A 26711-nucleotide genomic window follows, 5' to 3' on the forward strand; every position below is an offset into this window, starting at 1 on the left:
CGCGGCGCAAAGGAAAACCATCCTCATGACTTCGCAGCCGACCCTCACCAAGGCCGACCGCGGCCCCGGAGGTTCCGGAGATCCCGGAAGCGGATCCGGATCCGGACTTCAGGCAGGGCTCAAGAACCGGCATCTCTCGATGATCGCCATCGGCGGCGTCATCGGAGCCGGATTGTTCGTCGGTTCCAGTTCCGGTATCGCCACCGCGGGGCCGGGCATTCTGCTGTCCTACGCCCTCGTCGGCACGCTCGTGGTGCTGGTGATGCGGATGCTCGGCGAGATGTCCGCGGCCAATCCGACCTCCGGTTCGTTCTCCGCCCACGCCGACCGGGCGCTCGGCCGCTGGGCCGGCTTCTCCATCGGCTGGCTGTACTGGTTCTTCTGGGTCGTCGTGCTCGCGGTGGAGGCCACCGCCGGGGCCAAGATCCTCGAAGGGTGGATGCCCGGCGTACCGCAGTGGGGGTGGGCGCTCATCGTGATGGTGGTGCTGACCGCCACCAACCTCGTCTCCGTCGGCTCCTACGGCGAGTTCGAGTTCTGGTTCGCCGGCATCAAGGTCGTCGCGATCGGCGCCTTCATCATCGTCGGCGGGCTCGCCGTCTTCGGCGTGCTGCCCGGCGTCGACAGCGACAAGGCGGGCCTCGGCAACCTCACCGGCCACGGCGGCTTCCTGCCCAACGGCCCCGGCGCCATCCTCACCGGTGTGCTGCTCGTCGTGTTCTCCTTCATGGGCAGTGAGATCGCCACCCTCGCGGCCGGCGAGTCCGAGAACCCGCAGCGCGCCGTGACGAAGTCCACGAACAGCATCATCTGGCGGATCGGCGTCTTCTACCTCGGCTCGATCTTCGTCGTCGTCACGCTCCTGCCCTGGGACGACGCGTCCATCAAGGAGCAGGGCTCGTACGTGGCCGCCCTCGACTCCCTCGGGATCGCGCACGCCGGTCAGATCATGAACTTCATCGTGCTGACGTCGGTGCTGTCCTGTCTCAACTCCGGGCTCTACACGGCCTCCCGCATGGCCTTCTCGCTCGGCGAGCGGGGTGACGCGCCGAAGGCCTTCGCCCGGACGACCGGTCGCGGTGTTCCGCTCGCGGCGATCGTCGCCTCGGTGACGTTCGGGTTCGTCGCCGTCTTCTTCAACTACAAGTTCCCGGACTCCGTGTTCCTCTTCCTCGTGAACTCCAGCGGCGCCGTGGCCCTGTTCGTCTGGCTGGTGATCTGCTTCTCGCAGCTGCGGATGCGGAAGATCATCCAGGCCGAGTCGCCGGAGAAGCTGGTCGTGAGGATGTGGCTGTACCCGTATCTGACCTGGGCGACGGCCGCGCTCATCGTCTTCGTGCTCGGCTACATGCTGACCGACACCGAGGGGGAGAGCAGCGGGCGGACGACCGTGCTGCTGTCGCTGCTCGTCGCCGCCCTCGTGGTCGCCGTCGCCTTCCTGAAGGAGGGCGTCAAGAACAGGGCCCGGGCCAAGGCCGGTGCGGCCGAGGCTTCGACGGCCACCGTCACCGACTCGGCCACGCCCGGCCGCGAAGTGGAGTAGCTCCGCCCGCGGGCAGCCGAAGGCAGCTGAAGGGGGTCCGCTCCGGCGGGCCCCCTTTTCCGGGTCTCCTCCTCTTCCTGGGCTCCCCCTTTCCCGGTCCGCCCCTGTCCCGGGTCTCCTCCCGCACCTCGCCGTCACATCACGGTGAAGCTGTCCTTGACCTTCTCGTACGTCTTCAGGGCCGCCGCCTCGACCCCGGGCCGGTACCAGGTGTTGATCTGGTACGACTTCCCGCTGTCGTCGAAGCCCAGCAGCCGGGCGTGCCACGCGGTGCCCTGGAGCGTGAAGGTGTACTCCCACACGACCGCGGGCCTCCCTCGGAACGTCGTCTCCTCCAGGCGGATCTTGCTGTAGTCCCGCCCCTGGTGGGCGTTCCGTTCCGAGGTCCGCCAGGTGTCCATCAGGTCGCCGCGGGCCAGGGAGGACTTGGCGACGAGCTCCTGGCTGCCGTCCGGTGAGGTGTAGTGCACCTCCGCTCCCGTCTTCACGTCCCGGCGCCAGCCTGCGGGCGTCGCCCACGCGAAGCCTCCGGCCTCCTGGTGCGCGCCCGGGGGCAGACTCTGGGGCCTGAACGTCCCTTCGACGGTGGACGACACCGAGGGGCTCGGGCCGGAGGCGGAGCCGGTGACCGGGGACGGCCGTGGCGAGGAGCCGCCCGCCTGGTCGCCGCCGTCGTGCGAGCCGGAGGCCGACGCGAGCACGATCGCGAGCACCGTGGCCACGACGACGACACCGACGGCGGCGACCACGCCGGTACGCCGACCCGTCCGCCCGCCCGCGCGCCCCGCGCTCCCCGGACGGCGTCCGGCGTCCCCGCGTGACCGGGGCCCGCCGTCGGCGGAAGTGGCCGGGACGACGGGACCGGGCAGCTCACCGCCGAGGGGCAGACCCGCCCGACGGGTCTGCGACCGGTGCGGAGGCGGGGCCGGGGTGCGCTCGGTCACCGCGCGGGACCGGGCCAGCGAGACTCCGGAGCGCGGGGCCGGGGTTCCCGGCGGGACGGGGGACGGAGGCTCGGATCCCGACTCCGAGCGCATCTCCGAGGCCGCTTCGCTGGAGGCCGCGGTGGAGGGGGCGGCGGAGGTCTCGGCCGAGACGTGTGCGGAGGCGGCGGCAGGCACGTCGGCAGCGGCGGCATCCGCGGCGGCAGCGGCGTCGGCATCCGCGGCGACAGGAGTGCCGGCCGAGGCAGCGGCCGCAGCGCCGGCGGGATCCGGAGGGCCGGGCGGATGGGGCGCCTCGACGGGGTTCAGGAGTACCCGGGTCGGCGATTCCAGGAGCGGCGACGCCCCCGTGGCAGGGAGCGGTCCGGAACCCCGGTCGCCTGTCGCGTCCCTGGCCCCCTCGACAACCTCGATGCCCTCGACGCCCTCGACGCCCTCGACGTGGCCGAACCCCTCGGTCCGCCCGATCCCCTCCACACCGCCGACCTCGTCAGCGTCCGGCGCCTCCCCTGCCGGCTCCTCGGCTCCGCCGGTCCCGCCCGTCCCGTCTGTCCCGTCTGTCCCGTCCGTCGATCCGATTCCGTCGGTCGCGCCGGCCGTCTCGGCCCTCGTACTCCCCTCTCCCCTGGTCACCATCAGCGTGGGCGTGGGCGTGGGCGTGGGCGTGGGCGGCGGGAAGGCTATGTCCTCCAGGGCGGATTCCAGGTCGGTGAGGGTGGGGCGGGCTGACGGTTCCTTCGCCAGGAGGGCGGCGAGGACGTCGTACAACGGGCCCGCGTCGGGGGGAAGTCGGGGCTCCTCGTAGAGGACCGCGTGCAGGGTCGCCAGGGTGGTGTCCCGGGAGAACGGGGAGTGGCCGGCCAGGGCGGCACAGAGCGTCGCGCCCAGGGACCACACATCGGAGGGCGGGCCCTGCGGGTGGCCCGAGATGCGCTCGGGGGCCATGTAGTCGGGGGAGCCGACCAGCATGCCGACCATGGTCAGCGCCTTCGTGTCCTGGATCGCGGCGATGCCGAAGTCGGTGAGGACGATCCGCCGGACTCCCCTCTCCCCGTCGCCCACGCGTCCCCGGCCCCGCGCGCTCCCCCAGTCCTCTGTACTCCCCCGGGCCCCCGCACGCCCCCGGACGCCCGCATTCCCCGCGCCCTCCGTCCTCCCCGCGTCTTCCACCAGGACGTTGCCCGGCTTGATGTCGCGGTGCAGCACCCCCCTCGCGTGGACCTGGCGCAGTGCCGTGACCAGGCCCAGGCCGATCCGGGCGGTCTCGCGCGGGCCCAGTGGGCCTTCCTCGGCCATGATCCGTTCCAGCGAGCGGCCGGACACCAACTCCATGACGATCCAGAGGCGTTCGCCCTCGTCGACGACGTCGTAGACGCGCACGACGTTGGGGTGGTCGATGCGGGCGGTGGCCCTGGCCTCGCGCAGGGTGCGTTCGCGGCGGGTGCGGGTGTCCTCCGTGTCGAGGCCGTCGATGCGCATCTCCTTCACCGCGACCTGCCGGTCGAGCACCTCGTCGGTGGCTCGCCACACGCGCCCCATTCCCCCCTGGCCGATACTCTCGACCAGCCGGTAGCGCCCCGTCACCAGCAACCCGGAGAAACCGCCACTCCCCGAATTACCTGCATTCCCCGGATTCTCTGCGTTCCCCGGATTCTCTGGGTTTCCCGCATTTCCCGGCAATCCGCCGCACCCCCTCCATTGCCCGGCCCCGGAACACAATAGTCACACTTACTGCCTTACCAGCATAGTGTGGAGAAATCTTGTGGTACCTCTTCCAGTACTGCGAATTCAGGCGCAGCCAAGGGGGGCGAACATGAGTTCTCGTCGTGCGACGACCGTCGCCGGATCGCTGGTCGTGGCATCTTTCTCGGCGGTGTTGATCCTTTCCTTCCCCGCCGGGGCGGACGATCAGGGTCCCGGAAGCAGCAAGGGGGGAAAGCCCGTGGACGAAGCGCCCGCGGGCGTGAGGACGACGACGACACTGCCGGAGCGGATCTCGGTCGACAACAGTTCCAGGAAAACGGCGATCACCGCCACCGTGAAGAACGAGGGGACCAAGGACAGCGGACGGATAAGGCTTTTGGTCGTCGGTTTCGACGGCCTCGCGGTCAAGGGCGTCCAGGGCTGTGACGCCATCGCGAAGAAGGATCTCCCGGAAGGATCGAACAGCGGTTTCTCCTGCCCCATCGACAATCTCGCGGCGGGGGCGTCGAAGTCGTACGCCGTCGACGCGACCTTCGACCTGAGCAAGACCGGGAAGATCTGTCTGCCCGTCCAGACCGCCGACGGGAAGAAGACGTTCTGGCAGCAGGGCCCGGTGCCCTTCGGCACGACGAACCCGTCGCCGAACGCGCCCGCCACCCCGCTGCTGCTCGGCACCGACAACACGCCCGTGGGTCCCGGCGGCGAGGAGCTGCCCAAGACCGGCGTCGGACGGGACGTGTTGCCGCTCGGCGCGGCCGGCGGTGCCCTGCTGGCGGCGGGCGCGGCCGGGCTGTGGTGGTCCCAGCGGCGGCCGGAGCGGCGGGCGAGCTGAGCAGGCCCACGCGAAAGGGGTCCGCCGGGTCGGGTCGCAGCACGCGACACACCCGGCGGACCCCTTCGTCAGCGGTCGAGCGCGGTCACTCCTTGACGAGCTTCCAGGCCGTCGGGAGCAGGCCCATCGCCAGAGCCGCCTTGACGGCGTCGCCGATCAGGAACGGCGTGAAGCCGGCCGCCAGCGCGGCGGAGGCGGACATGTCGGCCGCGTAGGCCAGGTACGGGACGCCGACGAGGTAGATGATCGCCTCGCCCAGCAGCATCGTGCCCGCCGTGCGCAGCACGGAGCGGTCGGCTCCCCGGCGGGCCAGGGCCCCCACGGCGGCGGTCGCGAGGATCATGCCGAGGATGTAGCCGAAGGAGACGGAGATGCCGGAGGCGCCGCCCGCGAACCACGGCACACCGGCGAGGCCGGCCAGCGCGTAGACGGCGAGGGAGGACACTCCGCGGCGGGCGCCGAGGGTGGTGCCGACGAGCAGCGCGGCGAAGGTCTGGCCGGTCACCGGGACCGGGGAGCCGGGGACGGGAACCGCGATCTGGGCCGCGAGGCCGGTGAGCGCGGCACCGCCGAGCACGAGCGCGATGTCCCGGACACGGGAGGCGGGAAGAAGGTCGGCGAGGACCTTTCCGGGACGAGCGGGGGTGACGGCGGCGGTGCTCATGGGGACTCCGCGAGATCGGGACGGACGGGACACGGCGACGCTATCCCAGGGGGGGCGAGGCGATCACCGTCAGCGGTCGACAAACGGTCGAACGGCAGGTTGGTGGGCTCCTGACAAAGAGTGGGGGTTACACGCGGTACGAGGTGACCCTGGTCACGGAGGTGGAGTGGTTCGGGATACGCGGGCGACCGGGCGGTCTCTGTAGGGTTTCGCCAATCGAACGGCGGCCGTCTCGCCCGTCGGTCGCCATCTGGGCAGGGCCGGCCCCCTTTGCTAGCTTCGAGCCATGGTTGCCCAGGCCCAGGCCCTGAACTTCTCGTCGCGTCGCCATGTCGACCTGCGACGCGTGGGCGCGGCCGCCTGTCGCCCTCCGGTGTGAGGCGGGCGGAGCCGATCATCCGGCGCGCCGCGCTCCACAGACGGCGCAGTGTCGGACCGGCTCCCGACTTCCGAGGAAGTTCCCCATGCCCCGTACCGCGGCTCCTCCCGCCGCCGTCTCTCCCGTCACCCGGGTCGCCGACAGCGACCGGCGGCGTACCAGCGCCAGTGTGATCCTGCGGTCCGTGCTGGAGCACGGGCCGGTCGCGCGCTCCACCATCGCCCGGCTCACCGGGCTGTCCCCCGCCTCCGTCACCGACCACTGTGCCCGGCTCACCGGGCTCGGGCTGATCCGGGAGGCGGCTGCGCCCCGGCGCAGCAACGGGGTGGGCCGCCCGCACGTTCCCGTGGATCTGGACGACTCGCGGTTCGTCGTGGGCGGGGTGCATGTGGCGGTCCCGTACACGACCGTCTCGCTGCTGGATCTGCGCGGCCGGGTGGTGGCGCGGCGGGAGTTGAAGCATCGTGGCCGCCCGGAACCGGCCGAGGTGCTGGCGCGGGCCGCCGACGGACTCGGCGCGCTGCTGGAGGAGGCCCCGGGCTGCCGGGTCCTCGGGGTGGGGGTCGCCGTGGGCGGCTGGGTGGACCGCGATTCGGGGACCGTCGTCGAGCATCCGCTGCTGGACTGGCGGGACGTGCCGGTGCGGGACACGGTCCGCGCGCACACCGGGCTGCCGGTCCAGGTGGACGGACACGCACGGGCGCTGGTCAACGCGGAGCGGCTGTTCGGACAGGCGCGCGGCAGCCGGAGCGTGCTGCACCTGTTCGTCGGGAACGTGGTCGACGCGGCGTTCGCCACGAACGACGAGGTGCACCACGGGCCGCGTTCGCAGGCGGGCTCCATCGCGCACCTGCCGCTGGCCGGCGGCACCGAGCCCTGTGCGTGCGGCCGGGTCGGCTGCCTCCAGGTGGAGCTGAGCGAGCGGACGTTGTGCCGGCGGGCCCGGCGGGCCGGGGTCGTCGACGGGGTGAACCCGATGCACGTGGTCGCCGCGGCCGACGCCGGGAACCCGGTGGCCGTACGGCTGTTGCGGGAGCGGGCGCGGATGGTGGGCCGGGCGGCCGGACTGCTGCTGGACGTGCTCAATCCGGAGCGGGTCGTCGTCACCGAGGTGGGCGTGCTGTTCCGGGAGGACTGCCTCGCCGCGCTGCGGGACGAGGTCGGGGCGGGGCGCTCCGCCGCCGTCTCGCCGAGCAGCTTTCCCGACTCGGTGCTGGCCGTGGCGGGCGGGGCGGTGGCGCTGGACGTGCTCTACCGGGATCCGCTGGCCTCGTCCTGGCGTGCTCCGGGCGTCCCGCCCGAGCCGAGTTAATTCAGAAACTCCGAATGTTGACAGGCCCCACGCGTGGACAGGAACATCTTTCTCATGAGCTGTCGCACTTTCTGTTGCTGACGCCCCGGCGCGCCGGGAGCGCGTCCTTCTCCTGCCTTCAGTCGCAGGATTCGTTTCGGTCTTGTTGCAGATTCCTTGCGGGCTTCTTGCGGACTTCCTGCGCATTCGCTTGATTTCCACAGTCCCCTTACGGCCGCTGCCACGCCCGCTTTCCTCCGCCGGCTCACGCCTGCCTTGTCTCCGTTTTCCCTGGGGGTTCTCCCGTGCCTGTTTCCCGTACGTCCGGTGTCGACCGGCGTCTCTTCCTCGCCTCGCTGCTGGGCGCCGCCGCCGGTGTCGCCGGGCTCAGCGGCTGCGCCGAGAGCAGTGCCGCCACCCGCGGTGAGGGCGCCTCCACGGCCCCGCTCGCCGACAAGGTGCCCGCCGGCACGAGCCTGAAGATCGCCTCCTTCCAGGGTGCGCAGCAGTTGCAGCTGAAGCTGGCGAAGCTGCCCGAACTGCCCTTCACGGTGTCGAGCTGGCTGAACATCGGGGCGGGTCCCGATGTCATCAACGCGTTCCGCGCGAAGTCGCTGGACGTCGCCAACAACGCGGGTATTCCGCCGATCCAGGCGCATTACCAGGGATTCGACGCGAAAATCGTCGCGATCAACATCACACGCAAGCCGAACTACGTCTTCGCCACCAAGCCGGGCAGCGACATCGAGTCCGTCGACGACTTCCGGGGAAAGAAGCTGGCGTTCTCCCAGGGGCAGGCGCAGGGCGTCGTCCTGCTGCGGGCGCTGAAGAAGGCCGGTCTGAAGTACGACGACGTGAACCTGGTCCCGCTGACCAGCAACCAGTTCCTCACCGCCCTGCAGTCGGGCCAGGTGGACATCGCCCCGCTCGGCAACTCCCAGTCGCCCGCCTACCTCAAGCAGTACGAGTCCAAGGGCGCCCGCGTCATCACCACGGACGTCGTCGACCTGCTCAGCCTGCTGTGGGCGCCGGTGTCCGTGCTGAACGACAAGGCGAAGGCCGCGGCCGTCGCCGCGTTCATCCCGCAGTGGGCGCAGGGCCTGGTGTGGAGCTACGAGAACCCGGACGTCTGGAACGAGGAGTTCTACGTCAAGACGCAGAACCTCACCCTCGACCAGGCCAGGTCGATCACGGCGCTCGCCAACAAGCCGCTCTTCCCGCCGAGCTGGGACGAGGCCGTCGCGTGGGAGCAGGAGACCGCGGACCTCCTCGCGGAGGGCGGCTTCGTGAAGAAGTTCGACGTCTCCTCGCTGTTCGACCACCGCTTCGAGGGCATCGCCGCCAAGTCCGTGGCAGCCCAGTACCGGAGGTGACCGCCATGACCACCAGCGCCGGCACGAACACCGGCACGAAGACCGGCCCCGGCACGAACACGCCCACCGCCCCCGGCACACCCGCCGGCGCGACCGGAGTCACCGGCGCGACCGCGGCCGAAGCCCGCGCCGTCGCCGTCGCCGCCGACGACGCCGGCCAGGGCCGCCGCCGCCCACGGCGCCGTGGGCTCTCCCCCGGCAGACCGTGGCCCGCCTCCCGGCTCGTCGGGCCCCTGCTGCTCATCGTCCTGTGGGCCGCCGCCTCGGCCGCCGGGCGGCTGGACACCGGGGCCGTCCCCGCACCCTGGACGGTGCTGGAGACCGGCGTGAACCTGTGGACCGACGGGACGCTGACCACCGACGTCCTCACCTCGCTGGAGCGCGCCGCCTACGGCTTCGCGATCGGCCTGACCGCCGGGGTGACGCTCGCGCTGGCCTCGGGACTGACCCGGACCGGCGAGGCCCTGATCGACGGGACCGTGCAGCTCAACCGCGCGATCCCGACCCTCGGCCTGATCCCGCTGTTCATCCTGTGGCTGGGCATCGGCGAGACCTTCAAGATCGCGATCATCGCCATCGTCGTCTACATCCCGATCTACCTCAACACGCATGCCGCGCTGTCCGGCATCGACCACCGGTTCGTCGAACTCGCCGAGGTGCAGGGCCTGTCGAAGGTCCAGTTCATCCGGCAGATCGTGATCCCCGGCGCCCTGCCCGGATTCTTCGTGGGACTCCGGCTCGGGGTGACCGGCTCCTGGCTGGGACTGGTGGTCCTGGAGCAGATCAACGCCACCAGCGGTCTCGGCTACATGATGTTCCAGGCCCAGAACTACGGCCAGTCGGACGTCATCCTCGTCGGCCTCCTCATCTACGGCGTCTTCGGTCTCCTCTCCGACGCCGCGGTCCGTCTCATCGAACGGAGGGTGCTGTCGTGGCGCCGCACACTGAGCAGCTGACCCGTGCCGCCGCAGTCCGACTGCGCGGCCTGACACGGTCGTTCGAGGACCGCACCGTTCTCGACGGCATCGACCTGGACATCCCCGCCGGCCAGTTCGTGGCGCTGCTCGGACACAGCGGGTCCGGCAAGAGCACCCTGCTGCGGGCGGTCGCCCACCTCGACCACGAGGTCGTCGGCAGCGGACGGCTCACCGCTCCGGAGCGGGTGTCGGTGGTCTTCCAGGACTCCCGGCTGCTGCCCTGGCGGCGGGTGCTGGACAACGTGCTGCTGGGGCTCGACGGCAAGGAGGCCGAGCGGAAGGGCCGCGCGGCCCTCGCCGAGGTGGGGCTGAAAGGCCGCGAGCGGGCCTGGCCCAACGAGCTGTCCGGCGGTGAGGCGCAGCGCGCCGCCCTGGCCCGCTCACTGGTCCGCGAGCCCGAACTCCTCCTCGCAGACGAGCCGTTCGGGGCGCTGGACGCCCTCACGCGGATCAAGATGCACACCCTGCTGCGCGAGCTCTGGGAGCGCCACCGGCCTTCCGTGCTGCTCGTCACCCACGACGTGGACGAGGCGATCGTGCTCGCCGACCGGGTCCTCGTCCTCGACCACGGCCGTATCGGCCTCGACCTGACCATCGACCGCCCGCACCCGCGCTCGTACCGGGACCCGCTGCTCGGCGAGTACCGCGAACGGCTGCTCGCGGCCCTGGGCGTCACGGAGGACCACAAGTGACCACGGCCGACCCCGGACGACAGCTCCACCTGAACGCGTTCCTGATGAACACCGGACACCACGAGGCGTCCTGGCGGCTCCCGGAGAGCGACCCGTACGCCCACGTGGAGCTGGACCACTACGTCCACCTGGCCCGGATCGCCGAACGCGGCACCTTCGACTCCCTGTTCCTCGCCGACGGCCCGCAGCTGTGGGGCACCATCGCCCAGCGCCCGGCCGGCGCCCTGGAGCCGCTCACGCTGCTCACCGCGCTGGCGACGGCCACCCGGCACATCGGCCTCATCGCCACCGCGTCCACCTCCTACAACTCCCCGTACAACCTGGCCCGTAAGTTCGCCTCGCTCGACATCATCAGCGGCGGCCGGGCGGGCTGGAACATCGTCACCACCGCCGGGGCCGAGGCCGCCCGCAACTTCGGGCTGGACGCCGAGCCCGCGCACGCCGAGCGCTACGCCCGCGCCGGCGAGTTCCTCGACGTGGCCCTGAAGCTCTGGGACAGCTGGGAGGACGACGCGATCGTCGCCGACAAGGCGGCCGGCGTCTGGGGCGACGACGCCAAGGTCCACCCGCCCCGGCACCGGGGAACGTACTTCAGCGTCGAGGGCGCCCTCAACGTCCCGCGTTCGCCCCAGGGTTACCCGCTGCTGGTGCAGGCCGGGTCGAGCGAGGACGGCAAGGCGTTCGCGGCCCGCTACGCGGAGGCGGTGTTCACCGCGCAGCAGACGCTGGCCGACGCCCAGGCCTTCTACGCCGACCTCAAGTCCCGTACCCGGGCGGCGGGCCGGGACCCCGAGCACCTCAAGGTGCTGCCCGGCATCGTCCCGGTGATCGGCTCGACGGAGGCCGAGGCGCGCGCGAACGAACAGGTCCTGGAGGACCACATCGTGCACACGCACGGGGTCCAGCGGCTGGAACAGCTGCTCCAGCTGGAGCCGGGCGCCCTGGACCTGGACGCGGAACTGCCCGCCGATCTGCCGCCGGAGAGCGCGATCGAGGGCGCCAGGAGCCGCTACACCCTCGTGGTGGAGCTGGCCCGGCGCGAGCGCCTCACCGTGCGGCAGCTGATCGGGCGGCTGGGCGGCGGGCGCGGGCACCTCACCTTCGCGGGCACGCCCGAGCAGGTCGCCGACGCGATCGAGAGCTGGTTCACCCAGGGCGCCGCCGACGGGTTCAACATCATGCCCGCGGTCCTGCCCTCCGGCCTGGACGCCTTCGTCGACCACGTCGTGCCGATCCTGCGCGCCCGCGGCCTGCTGCGCACCGAGTACGGCCCGCGCACGACCCTGCGCGAGAGGTACGGCCTCCCGCGCCCCGCCAACCAGCACGTGAGCCCGCCCGCACCCGCCCTCGTCTGACCCCGTCCGAAAGGAACCTCCCATGAGCATCGAGATCCGCAAGGTCACCGCGCACATCGGCGCCCAGGTCTCGGGCGTCGACCTCGCGAAGCCCCTCGACGAGGAGACCTACGCGGCCCTGCGCGAGGCGCTCAACGTCCACAAGGCCCTGGTCTTCGACGACGTGGACCTGGACGACGCGGGCCAGCAGGCGTTCGTCCGCCACTTCGGCGACCTCACCACCGCCCACCCGACCGTGCCGGCCGTCGACGGGGCCCCGAACGTGCTGCCGGTCGACAGCGAGCGCGGCCGCGCCGCCAACCACTGGCACACGGACGTCACGTTCGTCCTGAACCCGCCGCAGGCCAGCACCCTGCGCAGCCTGGTCCTCCCGCCGTACGGCGGCGAGACCCTGATCACCAGCTCGGCTGCGGCCTACCGCCAGCTGCCGGAGCCGCTGAGGCAGCTCGCCGACACCCTGTGGGCCGAGCACACCAACGACTACGACTACGCGGTGCCGGAGGAGACGGTCGACGAGGAACAGGCGGCCGCGCGCGCCCAGTTCACCTCGATCAAGTACCGCACGGTCCACCCGGTGGTCCGCGTGCACCCGCTGACCGGCGAGCGCGGCCTGTTCATCGGCGGGTTCGCCCGGCGCATCGTGGGCCTGTCGCCGGCCGAGTCCCGCAAGATCCTCGACCTGCTCCAGTCGTACGTCACCCGGCCGGAGAACATCCTGCGCCACCGCTGGTCGGAGAACCAGCTGGTCCTGTTCGACAACCGCATCACCCAGCACTACGCGGTCGACAACTACGACGGCCGGCCCCGCCGCCTGCACCGGGTGACGGTCGCGGGTGACATCCCGGTCGGCATCGACGGCAAGGAGAGCTACTCGATCGAGGGCGACGCAGCGCACTACACGTCCGTAGCGGCCTAGCGACAGCGCGTATCCGGTCCGTCCGGATGCTGGGCAGCCCCTCCGCCGGCGCGGCGGGGCTGCCCAGACTGTGGGCGTTTTTGCCCATCTCACGCATTGGACGAACCGCGCCCATGCCCAGCAGCACCACCGTCGGGACTCCGCCGGAGCCGGACGTCACCCTGTCCCACGGCCTCAAACAGCGCCATCTGTCGATGATCGCCCTCGGCGGCGTCATCGGCGCCGGTCTCTTCGTCGGCTCGGGCGCGGGGATCGCCGCCGCCGGCCCGTCGATCGTCCTCGCCTACGCCCTCTCCGGCCTGCTCGTGATGCTGGTGATGCGGATGCTGGGCGAGATGTCGGCCGCCCACCCCTCCTCGGGCTCGTTCTCGGCGCACGCCGAACGGGCCTTCGGCCCCTGGGCGGGCTTCACCGTGGGGTGGGCCTTCTGGGTCCTGCTGTGCACGGCCGTCGGCCTGGAGGGCATCGGCGCCGCGAAGATCGTCACGGGCTGGCTGCCGGGCACGCCCGAGTGGGCCTGGGTGGCGCTGTTCATGCTCCTGTTCTGCGGGGCGAACCTGGCCGCCGTGAAGAACTTCGGCGAGTTCGAGTTCTGGTTCGCGGCCCTGAAGGTCGGCGCGATCACCCTGTTCCTGGTGCTGGGCGTGCTGGCCGTGGCCGGTGTGCTGCCGGGCACGGACTCCCCGGGGACCGCCCATCTGGGCGAGCTCTTCCCGCACGGGAGCGAGGGCCTGGTCGTCGGTCTGCTCGCCTCCGTCTTCGCGTACGGCGGCCTGGAGACGGTCACGATCGCCGCCGCCGAGTCGGAGAACCCGGTCCGGGGCGTGGCGAGCGCGGTCCGTACGGCGATGTGGCGCATCGCGCTGTTCTACGTCGGCTCCATGGCCGTCATCGTCACCCTCGTCCCCTGGGACGCGAAGGCGGTCGTCGAGAAGGGCCCCTACGTCGCCGCTCTCGACCACCTCGGCATCCCCGGGGCCGGCCAGGTCATGAACATGGTGGTGCTGGCCGCGCTGCTCAGCGCCATGAACGCCAACGTCTACGGCTCCTCGCGCATCGCGTACTCGCTGGTGGAGCGGGGCCACGGCCCGCGGGCGCTGGGCCGGGTGTCGGGCGGCGCGCCCCGGGTCGCGGTGCTCGTCTCCTGTGTCTTCGGCTTCGGCTGCGTGCTGCTCAGCTACTGGCGGCCGGACGACGTGTTCCCCTGGCTGCTGAACATGATCGGCGCGGTGATCCTGGTCGTCTGGATCTTCATCACCCTCTCCCAGCTGCGGCTGCGCGGCCGTCTGGAGCGCGAGGCGCCCGAGCGGCTGGTCGTCCGGATGTGGGCGTTCCCGGTGCTCACCTGGGTCGCGCTGGCGGGGATGGCGGCGATCCTCGTCCTGATGGCGCGGGAGCCGGACACGCGGATGCAACTGTACTGGTCGGGCGGGATGACGGCGTTCCTGGCGGCCGTCGGGTACGCCTGGCAGCGGCGGCGGGCCACGGGCTGACCCGCCTTCCGCCGGCGCCCCCGGCGCCCGTCCGACGGTGGCCCGCAGGCCCCCACGTGCACGGCACGTGGGGGCCTTCTCGTTGCCGCCACGCCGTCGTTCTTGCCCGGAACCCCCCTCTTGTTGCTAGCCTGCACTTGCAAGTCACTTGCAATAAGAGGTTCGAGGGGATCCCGCCATGCCCGTCTACACGCTGCCCGAACTGCCCTACGACTACTCCGCGCTCGCCCCCGTGATCAGCCCGGAGATCATCGAGCTGCACCACGACAAGCACCACGCGGCCTATGTGAAGGGCGCCAACGACACCCTGGAGCAGCTGGCGGAGGCGCGGGACAAGGAGCAGTGGGCGGCGCTGGGCGGCCTGGAGAAGAACCTCGCCTTCCATCTCTCCGGCCACATCCTGCACAGCATCTACTGGGCCAACATGACCGGCGACGGCGGCGGTGAGCCCCTCGCGGCGGACGGTGTCGGCGACCTCGCGGACGCGATCACCGAGTCCTTCGGCTCGTTCGCCGCCTTCAAGGCGCAGCTGACCAAGGCGTCCGCGACGACGCAGGGCTCGGGCTGGGGCGTCCTCGCGTACGAGCCGCTCAGCGGCCGGCTGATCGTCGAGCAGGTCTACGACCACCAGGGCAACGTCGGCCAGGGGTCCGTGCCGATCCTCGTCTTCGACGCCTGGGAGCACGCCTTCTACCTCCAGTACCGGAACCAGAAGGTCGACTTCATCGAGGCGATGTGGGCCGTCGTGAACTGGCAGGACGTGGCCCGGCGCCTCGAAGCCGCGAAGTCCCGCGCGGATGTGCTGCTGCTCGCCCCCTGAGGCAGCGGTGAAGCGTCCTGCCTCGTGATCGTCTTCTCACCCTTCACGGCGGCGGGCGGAAGGAAGGAACGGCCCCGCGAGGACCTGACTCGCGGGGCCGTTCCCGTACCCCCTGGCCGGGGGCTTCCGCAGGGACGGTGTTCCGGGCGACAGTGGCCCGCATGGGTCTTCCGAAGAGGCGTTGCCCCAACTGCGGGGACACCGAACAGCACTTCCGGCACCTGCGCGGCGCCGAGCGGGCCTTCGCCCTGGCGCAGACGCTGGTGCCGGTGCACCGGGCGGAGCTCGACAAGTACCGGCGCTGCACCCGCGAGGGCTGTGTGCGGGTGCAGTCCTACTTCAACTGGAGGTCCGGCTTCGATCTGCCGGACGAGTTCCGCACACCCCCGCAGACGGCCGCCTGAGCGCCGCCCCTGCTTGCGTTCCCGGTGTGCGGGCCGAGTGCGGTACCGAGGCACCGCTCTGCGTCATGGGATCCATGGCAGCCCCGTGAGCGACGCGCGGGGGCGCCACCGCCGTCACAGGTTGCTGAAGTCCGGGCCCTTGGTCCGGGAGCGCTTGAGCTCGTAGAAGCCGGGGACCGAGGCGACGGCGAGGGTGCCGTCCCACAGACGGGCGGCTTCCTCGCCCTTGGGCGCGGGGGTGACCACGGGACCGAAGAAGGCGATCTGCTCGCCGTCGGGGCCGGGCACCGCGATGACCGGAGTGCCGACGTCCTGGCCGACCTTCTCGATGCCCTCCTTGTGGGAGGCGCGCAGTTCGGCGTCGAACTCGAAGTCCTTCTGATCGGCGTAGTCGATGAGGTCGGCGGGCAGGCCGACGTCGGCGAGCGCGGCCGCGATGGCCTCCGCGGTGGGGCCCTCGCCGTTGTTGTGGAACCGGGTGCCGAGCGCCGTGTAGAGCGGGCCGAGGACGTCCGCGCCGTGCTTCTGCTCGGCGGCGGCCACCACGCGGACCGGCCGCCACGCCTTCGTCTCGAGGAACTCCCGGTACTGCTCGGGCAGCTCCTCCAGCCTGTCCTCGTTGAGGACGGCGAGGCTCATCAGATGCCAGCGGACCTCGATGTCACGGACCTTCTCCACTTCCAGCACCCAGCGCGACGTCATCCAGGCCCACGGGCACGACGGGTCGAACCAGAAGTCGACGGGGGTCTTCTCCGACATGTCTCTCCTCAAGAGATCCTCATGGGATAAGCCTTTCCGTCCCTCAACCCGCCGTCCGTGCCGCACATTCCCTGCTGCCCCGCGTCAGGGGCGCATGGCAGGATCACTCCTGTCCGAAAGCCCCTGTCCAACGCACTGAGGGAGTACCGCCGTGCCCGGTGAGAACCTGTCCCGCGACGAGGCCCGGGAGCGGGCCGCCCTGCTGTCCGTCGACGGGTACGACGTGTCCCTCGACATCCGGTCGGCGACCGGCGACCGGACCGGGGACGAGCCGCGCACCTTCCGCTCGGTCACCACGATCCGCTTCCGCAGCAGCGAGCCCGGCGCGTCGACCTTCGTCGACCTGATCGCGCCGAGTGTGACGTCCGTCTCCCTCAACGGCCGCGACCTCGACCCCGGCGAGGTCTTCGACGGCGCCCGGATCCTGCTGGAGGACCTGGCCGCGGAGAACGAGCTGGTCGTCGACGCCCGGTGCGCCTACTCGCGCACCGGCGAAGGCCTGCACCGCTTCGTCGACCCGGAGGACGGCGAGGTGTACCTGTACACCCAGTACGAGCCGGCCGACGCACGCCGGGTCTTCGCGGGCTTCGAGCAGCCCGACCTCAAGGCGCCGTTCCGCTTCGAGGTGCGGGCGCCCGAGGAGTGGGTGGTGTGGAGCAACGGCGCCGGCGAGCGCGTCGACGGGGTGTGGCGCTTCGCGGAGACGAAGCCGATCTCGACGTACATCACCTGCGTCGTGGCGGGCCCGTACCACTACGTGACGGACACGTACACGCGCGACCTGGGTGACGGTACGACGCTGGAGATCCCCCTCGGCGCGATGTGCCGCAAGGGCCTGGCGCCCCACTTCGACTCCGCGGACGTCTTCCTCGTCACCAAGCAGGGCCTGGACTTCTTCCACGACCACTTCGACTACCCGTACCCGTTCGGCAAGTACGACCAGGCGTTCGTGCCCGAGTACAACCTCGGCGCGATGGAGAACCCGGGTCTGGTGACCTTCCGCGAGGAGTACATCTTCCGGGGCAAGGTGACGCAGGCGTCGTACGAGGCGCGGGCGAACGTCATCCTGCACGAGATGGCGCACATGTGGTTCGGCGACCTGGTCACCATGGTGTGGTGGGACGACCTGTGGCTGAAGGAGTCCTTCGCCGACTTCATGGGCACGTTCGCGAACGTCGGCGCGACACGCTTCACCGACGCCTGGATCACCTTCGCCAACCGCCGCAAGGCGTGGGCCTACCGGGCGGACCAGCTCCCCTCCACCCACCCGATCACGGCCGACATCCGCGACCTCCAGGACGCGAAGCTGAACTTCGACGGCATCACGTACGCCAAGGGCGCCTCCGTCCTGAAGCAACTGGTGGCGTACGTCGGCCAGGACGCGTTCCTCGAGGGCGCACGGCGCTACTTCAAGCGGCACGCGTACGGCAACACGCGCCTCGGGGACCTGCTGTCGGTGCTCGCCGAGACCAGCGGCCGCGACATGGGCGGCTGGGCCCGGTCCTGGCTCCAGACGGCGGGCGTGAACGCGCTGACCCCCCAGGTGCTGCTGGACCCACAGGGGCGGATCGACGAGCTGGCGGTGGTCCAGGAGGCCGCCGAGGCGTACCCCGAACTGCGGCCGCACCGGGTGGCGATCGGCCTGTACCGCCGCGAGGACGGCCGTCTCGTGCGGTACGCGCGCGCCGAGACGGACGTCGACGGTCCGCGTACGGTCGTGACGGAGCTGGCGGGCGCCGAGGCCCCGGAGCTGGTGCTCGTCAACGACGACGACCTGACGTACTGCAAGATCCGCTTCGACGAGACCTCGCTGGCCACGCTGCGCGAGCACCTGGGCTCGATGACCGACCCGCTGGCCCGTGCCCTGTGCTGGTCGGCACTGTGGAACCTGACCCGGGACGCCCTGCTGCCCGCGGCCGACTTCGTGGGCCTGGTGACGCGGTTCGGGCATCACGAGTCCGACATCGGCGTCCTGCAGATGCTGCACGCGTGGGCGGAGTCGGCACTGGTCCACTACGCGCCGCGGTCCTGGCGACGGACGGGCGAGGAACTGCTGGCCGGCACCGCGCTGCGGAATCTGCGGGCGGCCGAGCCGGGCAGCGAGCACCAGCTGGCCTGGGCGCGCTTCTTCGCGGCGGTGGCCTCCTCCGGCTCCGACTTCGAGCTGCTCCAGGGCCTGCTGGACGGCACGGCGGAGATCGACGGCCTGGAGGTGGACCAGGAGCTGCGCTGGGCCTTCGTGGAGCCGCTGGTCGCGCACGGACACGCCGACGAGAAGGCGCTGACGGCCGAACTGGCCCGTGACGACACGGCGTCCGGCAAGCGGCACCAGGTCCGCTGCCTCGCGGCCCGCCCGTCGGAGGCGGTCAAGGCGCAGGCGTGGGCCCAGCTGGTGGAGTCGGACGCGCTGTCCAACGCGCTGGTGGAGGCGACGATCGCGGGCTTCGCCCAGCCCTCGCAGCGGGAGCTGCTCGTGCCGTACGCGGAGAAGTACTTCACGTCGATCGAGCGGATCTGGGCCGAGCGGTCGATCCAGATCGCCATGACCGTCGTCAAGGGGCTGTTCCCGTCGCTCCAGGACTCCCCCCGGACGCTGGAGGCGACCGACGCGTGGCTCGCGGCGCACGAGTCGGCGGCGCCGGCGCTGCGCCGGCTGGTGCTGGAGGCGCGCGACGACCTGGCCCGGTCGCTGCGGGCGCAGGAGGCCGGCTCGGCGGCCGGAACCGACTGAGCGCTCCGGTCACGCGCTTCGGTCACGCGCGCTCCGGACATGCGCTCGACGACGGAGCTTCGACCACGGGCTTCGGCCTGAGCTTTGGCCATGAATTCCGCTGAGGGTCACCGTTACGGAATTCAGGCAATCCGACCCGTAACCCCTGGAGCCCCCCTGCGGGACCAGGGGTTTTCGGCGCCCCATCGGCATCCGAACACCCGTCCTTTAGGACGAGCTTGTCCGGATTTGTCGACGGGCGTGTAACAGCGGTTAGGAGACAGCGCGGGCGCGGAATCCCCGTTGCATGAACCACCACAACACCCCCCTCCCCCAAACCCCCTCGGCGTCCCCCCGCCCCGTCCGTCACCTGTCGGACGTACAGCGCCGTGTCACGACGGCGGGCCGGCTCCGCTCGCAAGGCGTCGCGGTGGCCGACGCGAACGAGCAGTGCCGGCCCGGCGGCCCCTGGCAGCAGCTCCTCCCCGGCGTGTACCTGCTCCACCCGGGCCCGCCGACCAGCGAGGAGCGGCTGCACGCGGTGCTGATGTACGCGGGCCGGGACACCGCGACGCCGCCGCCCGCGGTACCGGCCCAGCCGGACGCCGGCGACCCGCACCGACCGGTGTACAAGGAGGCGATGATCACCGGGCTGGCGGCCCTGACCCTGCACGGGATCTCGTCCGCTCCCCCGCTCATGTCCCTGGAGCACATCGACGTCCTGGTCCCGCGGCTGCGCCGGCTGCGCTCGACGGGCTGCGCCCACGTCGTCCGCACGGGCAGTCTGCCGGCTCCCGAGCAGGCCACGGGAGTCCCGGTGGCGCCGGTGCCCCGCGCGCTCGCCGACGCCGTGGCCCAGCTGACGGACGCGAGGGTGGTACGGCGGCTGCTGTCGGAGGCGGTGCGCGGGGGGCACTGCGAACCGGCGGCGGTGGTGAGGGAGTTGAACCACGCCAAGTTGCTGAGCCGGCCGCACGTGGTGGACGCGGTGGACTCGCTGCTCGCGGAGGGACGCGCGATCGCGGAGGAGCGGCTGTACGCGATGGTGCGCGACCACGGCCTGCCCGACCCGGTGTGGAACGTGGACCTGCGCCTGCCGGGCGGTCCCCACCTGGGAGGCCTGGACGCGTACTGGCCGGAGCAGGCGGTGGCGGTCGAACTGGACACCCGGGCGCCCCGGCAGGACGAGGACGCCCTCTGGTCGGAGTACGCCCGCAAGCGGGAGCATCTGGAGCGGCTCGGCATCACGGTCGTCCACATCACCCCGAAGAAGCTGAGGAACGCGATGGAGCAGCAGGCCGCGGTGGTCCGCACGGCGCTGATGGCGTCGGGCGACCGGGACCCGGCCGCGTATGTCGTGGTGCTGCCCCGTTAGGGACGCGACGGGGCGGAGCCAGGAGGGGAGAGGAGGGGCCGCCGGGTCGCATCCGGCGGCCCCTCCTCATGCCGTCACGCCCTGCGCAGCGGACAGCCGGTGCCGACGCGGTCGGCGAGCTCGGCGCGCAGGGCGGCGAGTTCGGCCATGCGGGCGTCGACGACCTGGATCTTCTCCTCGAAGAGGGCGGAGAGGGCGGCGGCGGAGTCGGGGGCCGCGCGCAGTTCCTCGCCGTGCCGGGCGATCTCCGCGAGCGTGAAGCCCAGGGTCTGCGCGGCGTGCTGTCGGCGTGGAGCCGGGCGTGGGGGCTGGGCGCGTTCCCGCAGACCGAACCGGTCCAGACCCTGTTCGCCCACCTGATGGGGTCGGTCGTGATCGTCTGGGCCGTTCTGCGCCTGACCGGGCCGCTGGCGGTGCACGGGCTGCTCGACGGCGTGGCCCGTGCCCTGTTCACGGCCTGGATGGCGTACGCGCTGGCGCAGGGCGTGCCGGGGGCGCTGTGGCCGTTCCTCGGCGTGGAAGCCGCCTGGGGCGTCGCGCAGTCGGCTCCGTGGCTGCGGGCGGCGACGCGACGCCGCACGGGAGGGCGTCCCGCCCCCGCTCCCGCCCGCGACGCGGCCCTCGGACGCTCTGCGAAGAGGTGACACTCCGGCCGGTCCGCGCGAGCGCCCGGACGATCGGGGCCCCGCGCGCGCAGGCCGGGGCGGGCGGCGGAGCCGCTCGTGCGGGTGGCGCGGCGGAGGACGACGGCGTGCGCGTCACGGCGGGCGCACGGGACGCGCGCGGCGCCGGATCACGCCCCGGGGACGGCCGGCGGGGGCACGGACGCCCTGCCGTCCAGCGGACGTTCCTGCCACAGCTTCAGCGCGACGTCGACCAGCCGGACCCGGGCGAGGCCGGGCACCGCGGTCAGGTCGTGCCAGGCGGCCAGGTCGGTGGAGCCGTCGACCTCGTTGCGCAGTTCGCCTCCGACGACCCGGCCCTCGTAGACGATCCGGACGCCGTGGTGGTCCACGGGGCGGCGCAGGACGCCACGCCGGAAGGTGTGGCGGAAGGAGTCGATGCCGAGCAGGCCGGTCACCTCGACGCGGTAGCCGGTCTCCTCGTCCAGTTCGCGCACGACGGTGTCGAGGGGGTCCTCGCCGTGCTCCATGCCACCGCCGGGCAGCACCCACTCGGGGGTGCCGTCGGCGGCCGGCGAGCGGGCGAGCAGGAGCTGTCCGTCACGGACGCAGACGGCATAGGCCGCCACCCTCAACTTCTGGCGCATGGGGGGACGTTAGCCGGTCGGGTCCGGGTTCGCAGGGGAGTATTCCGGCGCGGACCAGCGCAGCGGGAGAGCGGCGGGGGTGTCGACCGTCTCCGCGACGGTGAAGAGGACCGTGCGTTCCCCGTCGGGGGCGAACCGGGTGCGCGCCTCCCCCGTGAGCTGCAGGGTGCGGCCCGTCGTCCAGTCGAGGAGGAGCAGGCCGGCGCGGGGGTCGGCGGCGAGGTTGCCCAGGCTGAGGAACATGGAGTTGCCGGGGTGGTCGCGCCAGGTGAGCGTGCGCGGCGAGGTGACGTGCACGAAGCCGGGGCCGCCGCCGCGGTGCCCGGCTTCGGCGCCGGTGCCTCCGGGCCGGACGGTGGCGAGGAAGAAGGTGTCGGCGCATGCGACGAACGCCCGCTGTTCCGGGTCGAGTTCGGCGCCCCGGAGCGGGTCCCCGGGCGTGCGGTCGACCGTCTCGAAGGACTCCCTGCGCTGGATGTACTTGGGGCAGTTGGCGAACACCCGGTCGGTCTCGACGGCGAAGCCGCGCGGGGTGGGCAGCAGCCGACCGTTCAGTCGCACGCGGCGGCGGGTGCGCGGGTCGAGGGCGAGGGTGCCGACGGGGGTGCCCGGGGTGGCCGTCGCCGCCGCGAGGGGGTCGGCCGACGGGAGCCCGCCCGCGCCGCCGGGCGCGTGCGAGGCGCCGGTGGCGACCGAGATCCGGCGGGGCCCGGTGGCCCGGACGAAGCCCGGGACGCCCGTGACCGCCGACGCCCACACCCGGCCGCCGACCGGGTCCGCGGCGCCCAGCACCAGCAGCGGCTGGAGTTCCAGGAAGGCGGCGACGACCGGCCTGACGCCCTCACCCACCGCCCGGCCCATGTGGTCGGCGAGATCGCGGACCCCGACGCGGTCCTGCACCGCACGCGAGCCGGAGTGGTAGACGTCCATGGGTCGCTCGGCCTCCTCGGCTCCCGCGGTCCCCTCGGACGGGCCCGCGAATCTAACCTCTCACACTTAATTTAGAGGTTAAACTCGGCCAGGTCAACCGGTCACGTACTCTTGAGTGGTTAGCACCGAAGGAGCCCCGATGCCCGCCGCCTCGCCCGACCCCCGCCCCCTCACCGGCGAGCCCCTCGCGCTCGACCTGCTCAACACACGGTGGGTGCGGGAGGGCGCCGTACAGGATCTGCTGCGCGACACGGACGGGCTCGCCGTGTGGCTCGCCGCGAACGGGCTGGACGAGCGGTTCGCGGCCGACGCGGCGACCCTGCGCCACACGCTCCGGGCGCGCGACGCGCTCGGGGCCGCGGTGGACAGCCCCGCGGACACCCTCGGCGTCGACACCGTGCTCGGACACGGACGGATCCGGCCCACGCTCACCGCCGAAGGGCCGGGCGAGCGGCCCGAGTTCAGGGACGAGGCCTGGGGGCCCGGCTGGCTGGCCGCCCGGAACTACCTGGAGTTGCTCTCCACCGCCCCCGACCGGATCCGCTCCTGTGCGCACGAGGCCTGCGTACTGCACTTCTTCGACACCTCGCGCAACGGCACCCGCCGCTGGTGCTCCATGGCGGCCTGCGGCAACCGCGCGAAGGCCTCCCGGCACTACGCCCGCGCCAAGGACGCCTGACCGGGATCCGCACAATCGGCGGACAGGCGACACACAGGGGGCTCGTAGAGGGTTTTCCCCATACATCCATATCGATTCGGTCAACTCTCCCCAAACAGCTGTCCCTTAGGTAAAGCTTTGCGGTCATCCGGGACCGCATTCCGGACGACCGTGATCAGGCAGGAACGGCCTGGTCACGTGGTGCTCGTTCCTTTACCTACAAGGGATGCCGATGACCCTCACCCCCCAGCGTGAACCGATATCCGGCGCAAGACGTGCGGCCCGGATAGCCGTGGCCGCGGGCCTGGTGGCCGCGCTGTCCGCGGCCGGGCCGATACCCATGGCCTTCTCGGCCGACGCCGGCCAGACCCCGGCCACGGCCGACCCGGGCGCGAAGTCCGCCCACGACAAGCTCGGCTCCGACGACGCCGACCTCCTCGCCGAGGCCAAGGCCGCCGGCGACAAGAACGTCACGCTGATGGTCGCGACCGCCCCCGGCCAGACCGAGCAGGTCGCCAAGGAGCTGGACGCGGTCAAGGGCGGCTCCGTGGGCCAGTCCTACGACAAGGTCGGCTACGTCCGCGCCACCGTCCCGACGGGCAAGGCCGACTCGGCGATCGCCGCCGCGGTCAAGCTGTCCTCGGTGCACGCCATCGACCTGCGGCAGGACATCGTCCTCGACGACCCGACGCCGAGCGCGGACACCGCGAAGGGCGCCGCGTCCGCCGCGAAGACGAAGACCTACGCCGCGCCGAACAAGAACACCCCCGCCACGAACCCGTACAACCCGTCCTTCGAGACGGGCGCCGTCGACTTCGTGAAGAAGAACCCGAAGGCGGACGGCCGCGGAGTCACCATCGGCGTCCTCGACTCCGGCGTGGACCTGGCGCACCCCGCGCTGCAGAAGACCACCACCGGCGAGCGCAAGATCGTCGACTGGGTGACGGCGACCGACCCGATCATCGACGGCGACGCCTCCTGGCGGGCGATGACGACCTCCGTGTCCGGGCCCAGCTTCACCTTCGGCGGCCGGACCTGGACGTCGAAGGCCGGCTCGTACCAGGTCAACCTCTTCCGGGAGTCCGCCACCGCGGGCGGTGACGCCAAGGGCGACGTCAACCGCGACGGCGACACCACCGACGTGTGGGGCGTCCTGTACGACGCGGCGGCCGGCACGGTCACCGTCGACGTGAACAACAACGGCGACTTCACCGACGACACCGCGATGAAGCCGTACAAGGACGGCTACCAGATCGGGTACTTCGGCACCGACAACCCGGCGACCGACGTCGCCGAGCGGCAGCCGTTCGTCGTGCAGATCCGCAAGGACGTGCCGATGGACCCGTACGGCGGCGACTGGGTCGGCAAGAAGGCCGACTTCGCCAACATCGGTCTCATCGCCAGCGAGCACGGCACGCACGTCGCCGGCATCACCGCCGCGAACGGGCTGTTCGGCGGCAAGATGAACGGCGCCGCGCCCGGCGCGAAGATCGTCTCCTCCCGCGCCTGCGTCTTCGGCCCGGGCTGCACCAACGTCGCCCTCACCGAGGGCATGATCGACCTGGTCGCCAACCGCGGCGTCGACATCGTCAACATGTCGATCGGCGGTCTGCCGGGCCTGAACGACGGCAACAACGCGCGCGCCGAGCTGTACACGCGCCTCATCGACACCTACGGCGTCCAGCTGGTCATCTCGGCCGGCAACGAGGGCCCCGGCGCCAACACCATCGGCGACCCCGGTCTGGCCGACAAGGTGATCTCGGTCGGCGCGGCCATCTCCAAGGAGACCTGGGCCGCCAACTACGGCTCGCAGGTGACGAAGAAGTACGCGCTGCTGCCCTTCTCCTCGCGCGGACCGCGTGAGGACGGCGGCTTCACGCCGACGCTCGTCGCCCCGGGCGCCGCGATCAACACCACGCAGACCTGGCTCGAGGGTTCCCCGGTCGCCGAGGCGGGCTACCCGCTGCCGGCCGGCTACTCCATGCTCCAGGGCACCTCGATGGCCTCCCCGCAGGCCGCGGGCGCCTCGGCGCTGCTGATCTCGGCCGCCAAGCAGCAGAAGGTCGCGCTCACCCCGGCGATCCTGCGCACGGCGCTGACCTCGACCGCCGACCACATCAAGGGTCTGCAGGCGTACGAGGAGGGCGCGGGCGCCATCAACATCGTGGACGCCTGGAAGTCCATCAGGAAGGGCGCCACCGCCCACGACTACGCCGTGAAGGCGCCGGTCGACACCGCGCTCGACTCCGCGCTGAAGACGCCGGGCTTCGGCACCGGCATCTACGACCGCGAGGGCGGCCTGAAGGCCGGTCAGAAGAAGACGTACGACGTCACCGTCACCCGTACGTCCGGCGCCGACAAGGCGATCCGCCACGAGCTGCACCTCGCCAACAACGCGGCCGGCACCTTCCGGATCCTCGGCTCGGACGAGGTGAAGCTGCCGCTGAACAAGCCGGTGACCGTCAAGATCCAGGCGCAGCCGAGGGCCGCGGGCATCGCCAGCGCGATCCTGGAGGTCGACGACCCGAGGACCGAGGGCGTCGACAAGCAGATCCTCAATACGGTCGTGGTCTCGACGCCGGTGAAGTACACCTTCCACGCGTCGAACTCCGTGCAGCGCAACAGCTCGCAGTCCTACTTCCTGACCGTGCCGGAGGGCGCCAAGGCGTTCGAGGTCGCGATCGGCGGACTGAAGGACAAGAGCCAGACCCGCTTCATCTCGATCCACCCGTACGGCGTCGCGGTCGAGGACAGCTCCACGATCTACTGCTACAACAACTACCTCGACGGCAACGGCTGCAAGCCCGACGCCCGTTCGTACCAGGACCCGCAGCCCGGGGTCTGGGAGATCGAGGTCGAGTCGCGCCGCACGTCGCCGCTGCTCGACAACCCGTACAAGCTGGACGCCACCGTCTACGGCGCGGTCTTCGACCCGGCGACCGTGACCGTCCCCGAGGCGAAGGTCGGTACCCCGGCCCCCGTCTCCTGGAAGGTCACGAACAACTTCGCCGCCATCGACGGCAAGCTGGCCGGCGGCCCGCTCGGCTCGTCCAAGTCGGCCCGCCCGACCATCGCGAACGGCGCGACCGAGACCACCACGGTCGAGGTCCCGGCGGGCGCCAAGTCGCTGGACGTCTCCATCGGCAACGTCTCCGACGCCTCCGCCGACCTGGACCTGACGGTCTTCGACGCGGCCGGCAACCAGGTCGCCCAGCAGGCCGACGGCGACTCGGAGGAGGCGGTCTCCATCCCGTCGCCCGCCGCCGGCACGTACACCATCGAGGTCGCGGGCTACTCGGTCCCGGCCGGCACCACGGCGTACGACTACCTGGACGTGTTCTTCTCGTCCTCGCTCGGCACCGTCACCGTCGACGAGTCGACGCCGGTGAAGCTCGGCACGGGCGCCTCGGCGTCGGTCTCCGCGACCGTCACCGCCGCGGCCGCCGCGCCCGAGGGCCGGGCCTTCTTCGGCCAGGTCCAGCTGGTGAACGCGCGGGGCACCGTCGCGGGCACCGGCAACGTGGCCATCGAGAAGGTCACGCCGTAACAGGAACCGGTCGCACCGGTCGTCCGGCAGCGGGCGACCGGCGGCGGTCGGGCAGTGACAGCCGACCGGCAGCGG

21 protein-coding genes and 1 pseudogene are annotated in these 26711 nt (G+C 71.7%); 16 read left to right on the plus strand and 6 right to left on the minus strand.

Translation table 11 applies throughout. From position 1 onward, the window contains the following. Positions 1-25 precede the first annotated feature (25 nt). Positions 26-1543, plus strand: coding sequence for an amino acid permease (locus J2X68_RS02845; protein WP_310430782.1), 1518 nt, complete (start codon positions 26-28; stop codon positions 1541-1543). 134 nt (positions 1544-1677) lie between these two features. Here J2X68_RS02845 and J2X68_RS02850 read toward each other — a convergent pair whose 3' ends face one another. Further along, positions 1678-4026: a serine/threonine-protein kinase gene (locus J2X68_RS02850; RefSeq protein ID WP_399039204.1), complete on the minus strand. Its 2349-nt coding sequence runs from the start codon at positions 4024-4026 to the stop codon at positions 1678-1680. Between the two features lie 274 nt (positions 4027-4300). On the opposite strand from J2X68_RS02850, the gene J2X68_RS02855 reads away from it, so the two are divergent. Then, entirely contained in the window at positions 4301-5023 is a 723-nt protein-coding gene (locus J2X68_RS02855; RefSeq protein WP_310430783.1) for an LPXTG cell wall anchor domain-containing protein, read from the plus strand. 85 nt (positions 5024-5108) lie between these two features. Here J2X68_RS02855 and J2X68_RS02860 read toward each other — a convergent pair whose 3' ends face one another. Next, positions 5109-5687, minus strand: a complete 579-nt coding sequence (locus tag J2X68_RS02860; protein ID WP_310430784.1) for a biotin transporter BioY — start codon at positions 5685-5687, stop codon at positions 5109-5111. 464 nt (positions 5688-6151) lie between these two features. Between J2X68_RS02860 and J2X68_RS02865 the strand changes: the two genes are divergently transcribed. The 9 genes from J2X68_RS02865 (at position 6152) to J2X68_RS02905 (ending at position 15387) form a co-directional block, all read left to right on the plus strand. Further along, on the plus strand, positions 6152-7378 hold the full coding sequence (locus tag J2X68_RS02865; RefSeq protein ID WP_310430785.1) for an ROK family transcriptional regulator: 1227 nt from the start codon (positions 6152-6154) through the stop codon (positions 7376-7378). Between the two features lie 284 nt (positions 7379-7662). Further along, positions 7663-8730, plus strand: coding sequence for an ABC transporter substrate-binding protein (locus tag J2X68_RS02870; RefSeq protein ID WP_310430786.1), 1068 nt, complete (start codon positions 7663-7665; stop codon positions 8728-8730). 5 nt (positions 8731-8735) lie between these two features. Then, positions 8736-9686: an ABC transporter permease gene (locus J2X68_RS02875; RefSeq protein ID WP_310430787.1), complete on the plus strand. Its 951-nt coding sequence runs from the start codon at positions 8736-8738 to the stop codon at positions 9684-9686. Beyond that, positions 9662-10399, plus strand: coding sequence for an ABC transporter ATP-binding protein (locus J2X68_RS02880; RefSeq protein WP_310430788.1), 738 nt, complete (start codon positions 9662-9664; stop codon positions 10397-10399). Before J2X68_RS02875 ends, J2X68_RS02880 begins: the two co-directional genes overlap by 25 nt. Beyond that, positions 10396-11754: an LLM class flavin-dependent oxidoreductase gene (locus J2X68_RS02885; RefSeq protein ID WP_310430789.1), complete on the plus strand. Its 1359-nt coding sequence runs from the start codon at positions 10396-10398 to the stop codon at positions 11752-11754. The genes J2X68_RS02880 and J2X68_RS02885 overlap by 4 nt, the downstream gene beginning before the upstream one ends. A 22-nt stretch (positions 11755-11776) precedes the next feature. Further along, complete coding sequence (locus J2X68_RS02890) at positions 11777-12670, plus strand: TauD/TfdA family dioxygenase (protein WP_310430790.1); 894 nt, start codon at positions 11777-11779, stop codon at positions 12668-12670. Positions 12671-12783: 113 nt separating this feature from the next. Then, a complete protein-coding gene (locus J2X68_RS02895) occupies positions 12784-14163 on the plus strand; it encodes an amino acid permease (protein WP_310430791.1) in 1380 nt (459 codons plus the stop codon). A 178-nt stretch (positions 14164-14341) separates the two neighbouring features. Beyond that, on the plus strand, positions 14342-14983 hold the full coding sequence (locus J2X68_RS02900; RefSeq protein ID WP_310430792.1) for a superoxide dismutase: 642 nt from the start codon (positions 14342-14344) through the stop codon (positions 14981-14983). A gap of 161 nt (positions 14984-15144) precedes the next feature. Next, on the plus strand, positions 15145-15387 hold the full coding sequence (locus tag J2X68_RS02905) for a hypothetical protein (RefSeq protein ID WP_310430793.1): 243 nt from the start codon (positions 15145-15147) through the stop codon (positions 15385-15387). Between the two features lie 114 nt (positions 15388-15501). Here J2X68_RS02905 and J2X68_RS02910 read toward each other — a convergent pair whose 3' ends face one another. After that, entirely contained in the window at positions 15502-16146 is a 645-nt protein-coding gene (locus J2X68_RS02910; protein ID WP_310430794.1) for a DsbA family protein, read from the minus strand. Positions 16147-16297: 151 nt separating this feature from the next. Here J2X68_RS02910 and pepN point away from each other — a divergent pair, with 151 nt between their 5' ends. Both pepN and J2X68_RS02920 read left to right on the plus strand, forming a co-directional pair. Continuing rightward, the gene (gene pepN, locus J2X68_RS02915; protein ID WP_310430795.1) at positions 16298-18877 is read left to right on the plus strand and encodes an aminopeptidase N; all 2580 of its coding nucleotides are present in this window, start codon (positions 16298-16300) and stop codon (positions 18875-18877) included. A 286-nt stretch (positions 18878-19163) separates the two neighbouring features. Further along, complete coding sequence (locus tag J2X68_RS02920) at positions 19164-20231, plus strand: hypothetical protein (RefSeq protein WP_310430796.1); 1068 nt, start codon at positions 19164-19166, stop codon at positions 20229-20231. A 74-nt stretch (positions 20232-20305) separates the two neighbouring features. On the opposite strand, the pseudogene J2X68_RS02925 reads toward J2X68_RS02920, so the two are convergent. Further along, positions 20306-20506 (minus strand): annotated as a pseudogene (locus J2X68_RS02925) (MerR family DNA-binding protein); the annotation flags it as partial. 84 nt (positions 20507-20590) lie between these two features. Here J2X68_RS02925 and J2X68_RS02930 point away from each other — a divergent pair. Then, positions 20591-20875, plus strand: a complete 285-nt coding sequence (locus tag J2X68_RS02930) for a hypothetical protein (RefSeq protein ID WP_399039205.1) — start codon at positions 20591-20593, stop codon at positions 20873-20875. 149 nt (positions 20876-21024) lie between these two features. Here J2X68_RS02930 and J2X68_RS02935 read toward each other — a convergent pair whose 3' ends face one another. Continuing rightward, a complete protein-coding gene (locus J2X68_RS02935; RefSeq protein ID WP_310430797.1) occupies positions 21025-21501 on the minus strand; it encodes an NUDIX hydrolase in 477 nt (158 codons plus the stop codon). Positions 21502-21510: 9 nt separating this feature from the next. Continuing rightward, entirely contained in the window at positions 21511-22431 is a 921-nt protein-coding gene (locus J2X68_RS02940) for a pyridoxamine 5'-phosphate oxidase family protein (RefSeq protein WP_310430798.1), read from the minus strand. A 139-nt stretch (positions 22432-22570) separates the two neighbouring features. On the opposite strand from J2X68_RS02940, the gene J2X68_RS02945 reads away from it, so the two are divergent. Then, the gene (locus J2X68_RS02945; protein ID WP_310430799.1) at positions 22571-23110 is read left to right on the plus strand and encodes a CGNR zinc finger domain-containing protein; all 540 of its coding nucleotides are present in this window, start codon (positions 22571-22573) and stop codon (positions 23108-23110) included. A gap of 211 nt (positions 23111-23321) precedes the next feature. Further along, on the plus strand, positions 23322-26636 hold the full coding sequence (locus J2X68_RS02950) for a S8 family serine peptidase (protein ID WP_310430800.1): 3315 nt from the start codon (positions 23322-23324) through the stop codon (positions 26634-26636). The last annotated feature ends 75 nt before the right edge of the window (positions 26637-26711 follow it).

Source organism: Streptomyces sp. 3330, assembly GCF_031456635.1.
Lineage (GTDB): Bacteria > Actinomycetota > Actinomycetes > Streptomycetales > Streptomycetaceae > Streptomyces.